At 70.9% G+C, this 11787-nt stretch carries 9 protein-coding genes; 2 read left to right on the top strand and 7 right to left on the bottom strand.

Annotated elements, in window-relative coordinates; genetic code table 11:
• Positions 1-112 precede the first annotated feature (112 nt).
• Positions 113-598, top strand: a complete 486-nt coding sequence (locus BJ969_RS10195; protein ID WP_184478704.1) for a hotdog fold domain-containing protein — start codon at positions 113-115, stop codon at positions 596-598.
• A 169-nt stretch (positions 599-767) separates the two neighbouring features.
• Here the strand turns inward: BJ969_RS10195 and BJ969_RS10190 are convergent, their stop codons facing one another.
• Positions 768-2096, bottom strand: a complete 1329-nt coding sequence (locus BJ969_RS10190) for an MFS transporter (RefSeq protein ID WP_221315768.1) — start codon at positions 2094-2096, stop codon at positions 768-770.
• A 247-nt stretch (positions 2097-2343) separates the two neighbouring features.
• Here BJ969_RS10190 and BJ969_RS10185 point away from each other — a divergent pair, with 247 nt between their 5' ends.
• Complete coding sequence (locus tag BJ969_RS10185; protein ID WP_184478703.1) at positions 2344-3141, top strand: DeoR/GlpR family DNA-binding transcription regulator; 798 nt, start codon at positions 2344-2346, stop codon at positions 3139-3141.
• Between the two features lie 329 nt (positions 3142-3470).
• On the opposite strand, the gene BJ969_RS10180 is transcribed toward BJ969_RS10185, so the two are convergent.
• From BJ969_RS10180 to BJ969_RS10155, 6 genes are all read right to left on the bottom strand, one after another.
• A complete protein-coding gene (locus tag BJ969_RS10180; RefSeq protein ID WP_184478702.1) occupies positions 3471-4853 on the bottom strand; it encodes an aldehyde dehydrogenase family protein in 1383 nt (460 codons plus the stop codon).
• 232 nt (positions 4854-5085) lie between these two features.
• Positions 5086-6042, bottom strand: a complete 957-nt coding sequence (locus BJ969_RS10175) for a glycoside hydrolase family 18 protein (RefSeq protein ID WP_184478701.1) — start codon at positions 6040-6042, stop codon at positions 5086-5088.
• A 354-nt stretch (positions 6043-6396) separates the two neighbouring features.
• Entirely contained in the window at positions 6397-7731 is a 1335-nt protein-coding gene (locus BJ969_RS10170; protein WP_184478700.1) for an MFS transporter, read from the bottom strand.
• A 62-nt stretch (positions 7732-7793) separates the two neighbouring features.
• Entirely contained in the window at positions 7794-9269 is a 1476-nt protein-coding gene (locus BJ969_RS10165) for a mannitol dehydrogenase family protein (RefSeq protein WP_184478699.1), read from the bottom strand.
• A 4-nt stretch (positions 9270-9273) separates the two neighbouring features.
• Positions 9274-10494: a D-mannonate dehydratase ManD gene (manD, locus tag BJ969_RS10160; protein WP_184478698.1), complete on the bottom strand. Its 1221-nt coding sequence runs from the start codon at positions 10492-10494 to the stop codon at positions 9274-9276.
• The gene (locus BJ969_RS10155) at positions 10491-11483 is read right to left on the bottom strand and encodes a substrate-binding domain-containing protein (RefSeq protein ID WP_184478697.1); all 993 of its coding nucleotides are present in this window, start codon (positions 11481-11483) and stop codon (positions 10491-10493) included. Before BJ969_RS10155 ends, manD begins: the two co-directional genes overlap by 4 nt.
• Positions 11484-11787 lie beyond the last annotated feature (304 nt).

Genomic DNA, 11787 nt, shown 5'->3' with positions numbered 1-11787 from the left:
AGGATCACGAGGGGTCCCGACGCGGCGGTCGACCGACCGGGGGCCGACCCGCGGGTTACCCGCCGGTAATGTGCGGCACCGGCAACGACGTCCGCCCCGAAGGAGACCCACGATGTCCTCGACGCTGGAGATGTGGCGCAAGTTCTCACCGCGTCCACTCGGGACCAGGCTGTTCTCCTGGGGAGTGTGCTTGCGCGCGCCGTACTTCCGGACCGTCCGGCCGCACATCGTCCGGCTGGAACCGGGCTACTGCGAGGTGCGCTCGAAGAAGCGCCGCGCCGTGCACAACCACATCGGGACGTTCCACGCGATCGCCGCCTGCAACGTCGCGGAGGTCGCCGCCGGAGTCCTCGCCGAAGCGAGCGTCCCGGCCACGCACCGGTGGATCCCGGTCGGGATGGCGGTGCGCTACGTCGCCAAGGCCAGCACCGACGTCGTCGGCGTCGCCGAGCTGAACCCGCTGCCGGAACCCGGCGACGAGCCCGCCGATTGGGTGGTGCCGGTGCGCATCCTCGACACCTCCGGCGAACCGGTCGTCACCGCGGACATCACGTTGCGGGTGTCGCCGAAGAAGAAGACCGCCGCGGCGAAGTCCTGATCCCGGTCGCGCCGTGCGAGCGGAAACGGCGGAGCCGGCGCCCCTCGTGGGGGCGCCGGCTCCGCCGAAAGATCTCAGCACTTCCGGCGCGGCGGGTGACGCCGCGGCGGGAAGTCCGAGGTCGTGCCGTTTCGGCTCTCCGGGGGGACGAGCCGAGTCCGACTCGTGGTCAGTGCGCGACCACGGTGTTGTCCTCGGGCAGCTCCGCGGCTTCGCGCTGAGCTTCCGCGCTGGGCTCCCGAATGATCATCGCGAGCGCGGCGCTGACCAGGTGCAGCACGGCGTAGATCCACATGACGCCCTGGATGCCGATGATGCCGATGAACGCGGTACCGATGGCCGGGCCGACGGCCTGGCTCGCACCGGCGCCGAGGGTGTAGGTCGACATGACCTGGCCCTTGCGACCGGGGGCGTGCTGGGTCATCAGCGGGGGCAGCGGCACGTAACCGGCGAGACCGACGCCGAAGATCGCCACGGTGATCGCGACCGGGATGTAGCTGTGCCCGACGGCATTGGGCACGTAGTACAGGCCGAGGCAGGCGACCGCGCCGAGCACACCGCCGAACCAGACGATGGTCTTGTGCCTGCTCCACCGGTCGCCGAGCGCGCCGAAGGCGACCACGCCGGCCAGGTTCGAGCCCATCATGATCATCAGCAGCGTGGACCACTCCTCGGAGTTGAATCCGACCTGCTCGATCAGGTAGAGCGGGGTGAAGACCCACACGCCGAACTGCGAGGTGGTGTTGATCAGCCGCGTCAGCGCGCCCAGACCGACTCGCGGCCGGGAGAACATGATGGTGAAGCAGCCGACGAGCGTCTGGACCATGCTGGAACCGTCGGTGGCCAGCGGCGTGAAACCGGAGCGCTCCTTGAGCATCGTGAACACGATGATGGAACCGGCGGCGATCAGCGCGAGCGAGACCCACAGCGTCGGGTAGAAGCCCAGGGCCGGCTTGAGCCCGGAGACCAGGGCGGAACCCAGCACCGGGTAGCCCATGGTGAACGCGAACCAGTACCAGCCGAGCGCCTTGCTGATCTGCTTCTCCGGCGCCCCGACCATGATCCAGACGAGGAAGCCGTAGGCGAACAGCGGGTAGCCGAGACCGCGCACCCCGTAGGTGAGCAGGATCAGCACGTAGTTGCTGGTGGGGATGCCGATCGTCAGCATCAGCACGTGGCAGACCGCCCACAGGGCGGCACCCACCATCATGACCTTGCGCGGTCCCCACTTGTCGGACAGGCCGCCGGCGAGGAAGGCTCCGACCGCTGCGGCGAGGCCGTAGACGGTGAACACGATGCCGACGCTGGACTCGGAGAAGCCCAGGTCGACCTTGAAGTAGGTGGAGAGGTAGCTGGTCTCCACCCCATCGCCGATCATGAACAGCAACATCCCGACGTAGCCCCAGAGCAGGGTGCGCGGGATGCCGATGCGATCGAAGAACGTCGTCCCGCCGCCGGACGACGCGGATGCGGGGGGTTCGTGGTCGGTAGATACCACGGTGAGGACCTCCTGACGGGCTTCGGTGCCCGGTTCGGTGCAGCCGGATCGCCTCGCTGCAACGCAGGGCGGTCCGGGTGTTTTTACTGGTCATCCACCTCGCGGTGGTGGCCTTGGATACCTCCGGCCGGTCGCGGTAGCCGCGGCGGTCGGCCGGTTGTGTGAGATCAAGATGCTAGATTTCTCAGATCTTTTCAAGATCTTCACGCAAAATGTGGGATAAATTAGGGGTCGAGGGGAGGCGACGATGTCGAGCAGGAAGTCCAGGGCCGAGGTGGAGCAGCGCCGCCAGGCGGTCCTACGTCATGTCGGCAAGGGCGGGGAGGTGCGCATCGACGACCTCGCGGCCCGGCTGGGCGTGAGCCTGATGACGATGCACCGCGACCTCGACGACCTGCACGAGCGCAAGCTGCTGCACAAGCGGCGCGCCGTGGCCATCGCACTGTCCACTGTGGACATCGAGAGTTCGCTGCAGTTCCGGGAGAACATGCACCGCGAGGCCAAAGCGGCCATCGGCGAGGAACTGCGCCACCACGTCGCCCCCGGCAGCACCGTGCTGCTCGACTGCGGCAGCACCCTGTTCCCGCTCGCCCGGCTGCTCGGGCAGACCGAGGACACCCACGTGATCACCAATTCGCTGCGGGTGGCCTACCTGCTGTCGGAGTCCTCGACGCAGGTGACCCTGCTCGGCGACCGCTTCTACCCGGAGTTCGAGTCCTGCGCGGGCCCCGAGGTGGTGCGCCAGCTCGAACGGTTCCACGTCGACGTCGCGTTCCTCACCGCGACCTGCGTCCACGAAGGACGGCTCTCGCACCCCATGCGGGAGTACGCGGAGAACAAGGAGGCGTTCGTGCACTCGGCGCGGCGAGCGGTCCTCGCCGTGGACCACAGCAAGTTCGGCCGCTCCGCCACCTACGCCCACGGCGACGTCAGCGGCTACGACACGCTGATCACCGACGACGCCGCTCCGCCCGGCGAGACCGCCGTGGCCCAGTCCCTCGGGGTCAAGGTGCACGCCGTCGCCCAGACCTGGGACGACGCCTGACCGCCTGCGCTTGATCTTGTCTTCCCAGGTGAGCGACGTCGTTGGTCGTTGTCCTGTCAGCGGCGGAGCCGCTGAGCAGTGACCGGCTTGAGCAAGGCGACCACCGGCGGGTTCTCAGCGGCTTCCTCGCGAGGACAGCGATTTCGCGGTGTAGGGAGCTACCTGAGAAATCGATCCCGCGGCGAGGAAGCCGCTGAGGTTCCGCTGAGCGCCCCACTGCTCAAGCCGAGATCAAAGACAGCCAGTGCGGATTCCGCCGCGCACACGCCGGGCCGTGCCCTGCGACTGAGGGCACGGCCCGACGTGGATCGTTTTCCGGGGCGGGAGCGCTACTTCTTCGTCTTCGACGTCCGGCGCAGCCGGGTGTTGACGAACTCCCCCATCCCCCAGCGGCCGAGTTCGCGGCCGAAACCGGAGCGCTTCACGCCGCCGAACGGCAGGCCCGGCAGCGTCGTGCCGTGCTCGTTGACGTAGGCCATGCCCACCTCTAGCCGGTCGGCGATCCGCTGCGCGCGCTCGATGTCCGCGCCCCACACCGAACCGCTGAGCCCGAAGCCCACGTCGTTGGCCAGCGCGACCGCCTCGTCGTCCGATTCGACGCCGTGGATGACGGCCACCGGTCCGAAGATCTCCTCGGAGTAGGCGTCCATGTCCGGGGTGACGCCGGTCAGCACGGCCGGGCGCATGAACGCTCCGTCGCCGTCGAGCGCGTCGCCCCCGGTGTGCAGGGTGGCGCCCTGCTCGACGGCGCGGCGGACCTGGTCGACCACCGCGTCCCGCGCACCGGTCGACGACAGCGGGCCGACCTGCGTGCTCGGGTTGGCGGGGTCTCCCACCTGGGCGGACTCGAAGGCCTCGGTGACGATGGCGGTGAACTCGTCGAGCCGGTCGTTGCCCACGATCATCCGCTTCGGGGAGTTGCAGGCCTGCCCGGTGTTGGACAGCCGCGCCCGGGCGCCGACCTCGGCGGTCCGTTCGAGGTCGCCGTCGTCGAGGACGATGAACGCGTCGGAGCCGCCCAGCTCCAGCACGGCCTTCTTCAGGTTCCGGCCCGCGGTCTCGGCCACCGAAGCACCGGCGCGTTCGCTGCCGGTCAGCGAGACGCCGCGCACCCGGGGGTCGGCGATCATGTCGGCGATCTGCTCGTTGCTCGCGAACACGTTGAGGTAGGCGTCCGCGGGCACCCCGGCGGTGTGCACGATCTCGGCCATGAGCTCCGACGAGGCCGCGCAGAGGTGCGCGTGCTTGAGGATGATGGTGTTGCCCGCCATGAGGTTCGGGGCGACGAACCGGGCCACCTGGTAGTAGGGGTAGTTCCACGGCATCACACCGATCAGCGGGCCGACGGGCTCGGTCTGCACCACGGACTCGTCGGATCCCTGCGGGTCGAGCACTTCGCGTTCCAGCAGGTCCGGGCCGTGTTCGCCGTACCAGCGGTAGATCGCGGCGGCCAGCCGCACTTCGCCGACCGCCTCGTTCCGAGGCTTGCCCATCTCGGTCGTGATCAGCTCGGCGAGCTCCTGCTCGCGGCGGCCGTAGGCGTCGGCGATCCGGATCAGCAGCTGCGCGCGCTCGGCCGCGGGCGTCGCGCGCCAGTCCGCGAAGGCGTCGTCCGAGCGGCGCAGGACTTCGGGCACGGCCGAGTCGTCGAGCCCGGCGAACTCCTGCTCGGTCCTGCCGGTGGTCGGGTTCAGCGTCACGTAAGCGGGCACGGTCGGGTCCCCTTTCCGTCGGGTGCGCCGGACGCGGGGGCGGCGGGCCGGGACGAGGACGGTCGGCCCGGCCGGTGGGCGGCGGGCCGTGCCGCCGCCGAACCGCCTCCGACAGCGGAAGCAGCCCCCGGGTTACCCGACGGCGCAACAGGAAAACGTCTCCCAGGGCACCGGTTCTCAACCCTCACGCCCCGCTCCCGGAGGCTAGGACGTGCCGTGTTCCGAACCCGGGTCAGTTCCAGGCGCTCGCGACGTCGATGAGCCACTGCCACGGGTCTGAGCCCTCGGCGGGCTGGGAGTTGAAGTACTCCCACCCGGTCACCCCGGCGAAGTTCGGGTGCGCGGCCTGCAACGCCGACAGCGTGGCCCGCAACCCCGCGACGTCGACGTAGCCGGAGCCGCCGTTGCCCTGGTTCGTCAGCGCGGTCACCGAGATCCGCTCCGCCGGGATCACCCCGCGGTCGACGATCGCGTCGAAGTCCGCCGTGGACGAGGCGTCGCCCCAGCCGTTGTAGAACTGGGCGTTGAACCAGGCGATCTCGCCGCCGACCTCGCGGTAGAGCTGGTCGTAGTCGAACCCGGAGAGATTGCCGCCACCGGACAGCGCGCTGGCCACCGGCCCCATCGTGATGAGGAAGTCCGGCCCGAAGTCGGCGCGCAGCGCGGTGATGAGCCGCTGGATGCCCTGCTGCGACATCTCCTCCTCGACGTTGAGGTCCACGCCGTCGAGCCCGCGCGTGCTCAGGAAGTCCTTCAGCAGCGGGTAGTAGGTGTCGAACTCGGTGTCCAGCCGCTGGAAGCTGCCGTGCGCGGCGCCGCCGACCATGCCGAGCACCTGCACGCCGCCGTCCTGCAGCGCGCGCAGGTCCGTCCACATCCGGTCGTACTTCGCGGCGTCCGGTGGATCGTCGTTGAGGTGGACCTCCGTCGGCGAGTTCAGGTGGACCGCGCCGACGATCACGTCGGTCACCGGTGCGCCGTGGGCGGTCGGCTCCAGCGGCGAGACGTACCGGTCCCCGTCGTACTGGGTCTGGTAGTAGAGCGCCGCGTGCTTGCCGTCCACCGCGCTCGCCGGTGGCTGCACCGCGACCAGCAGCGCGACCGCCACCGCCGCCGCCACCGCTACCAGCGCGATCAGCACGGCCCGGACACCACCGACCCGCGTGGGCGACGTGAAGTGGAAACTCATCTCGGGATTCCTCGTTCCTCGACGGCGAGCACCGGCTCTCCAACGTGATCACCCATCAGAGCGCGTCCGGCACCCCCGGTCAACAACGCGAACGGAGCAATGCACTCCCGTTTGCCGTTACCACCCGCCGTCGTTCCAGGTGAGCGACGTCGTTGATCTGTGTCTTGCCAGCGGCGAAGCCGCTGAGCAGCGACCACGCACGCAGATCGACCACCCGCGGGTTCTCAGCGTTCTTCTCGCGAGGACAGCTTTTTCCCTCGTGGCGGAGCCACTAGGGAAAAAGATCCCGCAGCGAGAAGACACCTGAGGTTCCGCCACCCGACCCCTGCGCAAGCCGAGACCGAAGACAGGCAATCATGCATCGTCGGCGCTGGTGAGGTTGCGGTTCAGGGTTTCTGGGCTGCGCAACGTCGCGACGAAGCTGATCAGCGCGACCGCGGACATGTAGATCGCGACCGGGATCCACGATCCGGCGAACGCGGCGACCAGCGCCGTGCACAGCAGCGGGGCGACACCGCCGCCGAGCACCGAGGAGAACTCGCGGCCCAGCGTCACGCCCGCGTAGCGGTACCGGGTGCCGAACAATTCCGGGAAGTAGCTCATCTGCACGCCGACGCCGCCGTGGCAGGCGAGGATGAAGCCGAGCACGATCACCACGACGATCGCGGTGGTGGATCCGGTGCTCAGCGCGATGAAGCTCGGTCCGGGCAGCAGGACCAGCGCGCCCATGATCGTCGCGTACACGGGTTTGCGCCCGAACCGGTCGGACAGGGCGCCGAACCCGGCGGCGGCCACACCGCCGCACAGCGCACCGATCAGCAACACCTTCGGGACGAGCTCGGCGTCGACTCCGACGGAGGACACCAGGTAGGACGCCATGAACACCTGGTAGGTGTAGGACTGGGCGCTCGCGCCGACGTTCATCAAGAACACCAGCAGCAGCGGGCGCCTGCCGCGCCGGAAGACCTCCGCCACGGGTCGGCGCGGTTCCGCTTCCTGCTGCTGGATCTCCTGGAACACGGGGCTTTCGGCGAGCCTGCGCCGCAGGATCAGCGCGGCGACGGTCACGAGGAGGCTGCTGGCGAACACCAGCCGCCAGCCCCAGCTCATCAGCTGGTCCTCCGGCAGCAGCTGCGCCAGCACCCAGGCAACCGCGCCGAACGCGGTGCCCAGCGCCGCGCCGGTCATCACCAGCGCCGCCAGCCGCCCCCGCCTACCGGGTGCCGCGGTCTCGGTGAGCAAGGTGGCGCCACCGGCCTGCTCCGCTCCGGCACCGAGACCTTGCAGGCAGCGGCACAGCAGCAACAGCACCGGGGCGAGCAGCCCGACCTGGTCGAACGTCGGCAGCAGGCCGATCGCCAGCGTGGAGCCGCCCATCAGCAGCAACGTCGTCACCAGCACCCACTTGCGCCCGAGCCGGTCTCCCAGCCGGGAGAAGAACAGGCCGCCGAGCGGGCGCGCGGCGAAGCCGACCGCGTAGGTGCTGAAGCTGGCGAGCAATCCGGCCGCCGGGGACACCCCGGGGAAGAACAGCTCGCTGAACACCAGCGCGGAGGCGGTGCCGTAGATGACGAAGTCGTACTGCTCCAGCGCGGTGCCGATCAGGCCCGCCCACGCCGCTCGGCGCACCGAGCGCGGGTCGGCGGGCTGGGACGGCGCGGCGGTGCCGGCGGGTGCTCTGCTGTCCATGCGTCCTCGAATGGATCAGGTCGCGGCGGTGCGCGACGGCGGGGTGGTTCTGCGGGGTTCGGTCAGGTGGTGGTCTCGCGGACCGCGGCGGCCGGGCCGTGCCGGGTGATGAGGTCGACGAGTTCGGCGACCCGCGCGGCGAACTCGCCGTGCCCGGCGAGTTCCGCGCCGAGCAGCCCACCGCCGAGCACGTCGTCCACGAAGGACCGGGTGGAACCGTTGCGGCGCGAGGACTCCACGAGCGCGTCCCGCGCCGGGTCGGACATCGCCGCCGCGTGCGGACCGGCGTCGGCGGCCGGCGCCAGGCAGCACAGGTAGGCGGCGACCGTCAACGCCAGCTGCTGCGGGACCCGCCCGGAGCGCAGGTGCGCCAGCGCGGGATCGGGCACGCGCTGGGCGAGCTTCACCGAACCGTCCGAACCGACCTGGCGGGTCCGGTGGCGCAGCGCGGAGTTCGCCCACCGCTCGAACAGCCGCTGCACGTAGTCGTCGGCGTCGATCGCGTCGGGCACCTCCAGCGTCGGCAGGTAGTCGTCGCGCAGGGCCCGCCGGGCGGCGTCGGCGATGAACGGCCGCTCGATCGCCTCGGGGATGGTGTCGCACCCGTCGAGGGCGCCCAGGTAGGCGATCAGCGAGTGGGTTCCGTTGAGCAGCCGCAACTTCAGCAGCTCGTAGGCCTCGACGTCGTCGGTGAACAGCGCGCCCGCGTGCTCCCACGCGGGCCTGCCCGCGGCGAACTCGTCCTCCAGCACCCACATGCTGAACGGTTCCGCGGGCACCGGGACCGCGTCGCGGGCGCCGAGCAGCGCGCGGGCCGCCTCGCGGTGCTCGTCGGTGGTGGCGGGCACGATGCGGTCGACCATGCTGTTGGGGAACGTCACCGATTCGGCCAGCCACGGTTCGAGCTCGTCGCGTTCGGCGGCGGGGAGCTCGGCGATGAACTCCCGCACCAGCCGCCGCGTCCGCCGCCCGTTGGCGCCGAGGTTGTCGCAGCTGAGCACGGTGATCGGCCCGGATCCGGCGCGCGCCCGGCGTTGCAGGCCGCGCGCGATCTGCCCGATGGTGGTGCGCGGCGGCGCGTCGCCGCGCAGGTCCGCGCGCACCGGCTCGGAGTCGACGTCGAGCGCGTGGGTGCGCGGCGAGTAGGTGTAGCCGCGTTCGGTGACGGTGATCGTCACGATCCGGGTGTCGGGCGCGGCGATGGCGTCGAGCACCGCGTCGGTCTGCTGCGCGGCGACGAGCACTCCGGTGTGCACGGCGGGCACGACGGCACGGCTGCCGTGCGCCGACAGTTCGAGCACGCAGTAGCGCAGGTCCTGCTCGCGCATCGCGTCGGCGACGTCGGTGGAACGCCCTGCCACGCCGAGGATTCCCCAGGGCCCGTCGGTGTGCGCGAGGGCCTGCGCGGTGTGCACGGCCTGGTGCGCGCGGTGGAAGTTGCCGAGTCCTAAGTGGACGATCCCGGTGCGCTCCGGCGGAGCGGGCCGCAGCAGCGCGGCCAGGGGCGCGGTGCTCGCCGCGAGGCGGGGCGTGGTCATCTGCTCACCAATCCGTCATCGAACCGTCGCGGCGGCGCGCGACGGGCAGGTAGGCGGGTTCGTACGGGAACTTCGCGGCGGCGTCCTCGTCCACGCTGACGCCCAGGCCCGGCTCGTCGCCGGGGTGCAGGTGGCCGTCGGCGTAGCGCCACGAGTGCGGGAAGACCTCGTGCACCGCTTCGCCGTAGCCCATGTACTCCTGGATCGCGAAGTTCGGCGTGCTCAGCCCCACGTGCAGCGACGCGCCCAGCGCCACCGGCGACACGTCCGACGGGCCGTGCGGACCGAGCTGGACCTGCCACAGCTCCGCGAGCGCCGCGATCCGCCGCAGGTGCGTGATCCCTCCCGCGTGGGTCACGCAGGTGCGGACGAAGTCGATGAGCTGCTCGGTGATCAGCGTCTGGCACTCCCACACGGTGTTGAAGACCTCGCCGATGGCCAGCGGAGTCGTGGTGTGCGCGCGCACCCGGCGCAGCACCTCCTGGTTCTCGGCCGGCGTGACGTCCTCCAGCCAGAACAGGTCCACCGGTTCCAGCGCCCGCCCGAGCCGCGCCGCTTCACCGGGCGTGAGCCGGTGGTGCGCGTCGTGCAGCAGGTGCAGCTCCGGGCCGACGTGCTCGCGCACCCCGGCGAGCACCTCCGGCGCGTGGCGCAGGTAGGCGGCGGTGTCCCACACCTCCTCGTGCGGCGCGGCGCCCCGGCCCGCCGGTTCGTAGCCGGCGGCTCCCCGGTGCACGCCGTAGACGGTGTCCAGGCCCGGCACGCCGGATTGCGCCCGCACCGCGCGGAAACCGCGCTCCCGCTGGGCGTCCACGGAGTCGAGCAGTTCCGGCAGGTCCCATCCCGACGCGTGGGTGTAGCTCAGCACCCGGTCGCGGACGGCGCCGCCGAGCAGTTCGTACACCGGCAGCCCGGCGGTCTTGCCCTTGATGTCCCACAGCGCCAGGTCCACGGCCCCGATCGCGGTCATCGTGACCGGCCCGCGCCGCCAGTACGCGCCCCGATAGAAGTACTGCCAGGTGTCCTCGATGCGCGCCGGATCGCGGCCGATCAGCAGCGGCGCCAGGTGATCGCGCAGATAGGAGGCGACGGCGAGTTCGCGGCCGTTGAGCGTCGCATCGCCCCAGCCGACGACCCCGTCGGCCGTGGTGATCTTGAGGGCGACGTGGTTGCGGCCGGGGCTGGTGATCAGCACTTCGGCCGCCGCGATCCGATCGCGGCTCATGCGATCCCCTCTCGGACGGGCCCGGTGGTGCCGCGCACCACGAGCTGAGTGGGCAGGTGCACCGTGCGCGGCAGGCGCCGCTCACCGGCGACGGCGCGGTGCAGCAGCTCCACGCTCACCGCCCCGGCGCGATCCATCGGCGCGGCGATGCTCGTCAGCGCCGGGTGGGTCACCTCGGCCAGCGGGATGTCGTCGAAGCCGACGACGCTCAGGTCCGCCGGGGCGTGCACGCCCAGCGTCCGCGCGCCCGCGACGATGCCGAGCGCCACCAGGTCGTTGTGCGCGATCACCGCGGTGGCTCCGCTCGCGACGACCCCGGCCGCGGCCGCGGTGCCACCCGCGACCGTCTCCGCCTGGTGGCCCAGCACGTCGAGCCGCACCCCGGCCTGCTCGGCGAGCGCGGTGACGATGCCGAGCCGATGGGTGTTCGACCAGGAACGCGCGGACCCCTGCACGTAGGCGAGGTGGCGGTGCCCGAGCGCGATCAGGTAGTCCGCGGTCTGGCGCAAGCCGTCGGTCGCGTCGGTGAGCACGCAGTCGACTCCGGCCGTCTCCCGGTTCACCAGCACCGCCGGGGTGCGCCCGCACAGCGCGGGCAACTCCTCGGCGTCCAGCCGCGGCGAGCACACGACGATGCCGTCGGCCCGGTCCCGCAGCCGCGCGATCACGTCCCGCTCGCGGTCGCGGTCGAAGGCCGTGTCGGCGAGCACCACGGTCTGCTCGCGGTGCCGGCCCTCGCCCTGCGCTGCTTTGACGAAGGCGCCGAACACGGGGTTGGCGATGTCGGGCACGACCACGGCGACCGTGGTGCCGCGCGGCAGGTCGCCCGCGCGGCGGGAACGCCCGGGTTCGTAGCCGAGTTCCTCGGCGGCGGCGAGCACCTTGCGCAAGGTGTCCGCGCCGAGCCTGCCCGGTTCGCCGAACGCGCGGGACGCCGTGGACAGCGCCACGCCCGCGTGCTCGGCCACCTCGGTCAGCGTTGCCGCCACACCGCCTCCGCTCCGTCGCGCCGCACCGCCTGATCGGCGCGGCGCGAGTCATCGAACGCCCCCTTGCGCAACGTTGTCAACGCCTTGCCACAACCTTGCCGCTCGCTCCGCCGAACCAAGCCGCACCTGCTCCAACCCCCCGCAATTTCGCGAGAAATTGAACCACCACCCACCACGACAAGATGGTTATCCGTGCAGATCAACAGGTGATTCTCGGCGCTACGCCGTGGCCGTTGCCGAACGATTTCGCGAGAAATCGGGGAAGTTGTCCACAGGTGAGGGATTCATCCCCAGATCGGGCGGA

The organism is Saccharopolyspora gloriosae, assembly GCF_014203325.1.
In the GTDB taxonomy this organism is placed as follows: domain Bacteria; phylum Actinomycetota; class Actinomycetes; order Mycobacteriales; family Pseudonocardiaceae; genus Saccharopolyspora_C; species Saccharopolyspora_C gloriosae.
The sequence above is the reverse complement of the archived record's forward strand: the minus strand, read 5'-3'. Positions and strand labels throughout refer to the sequence as shown.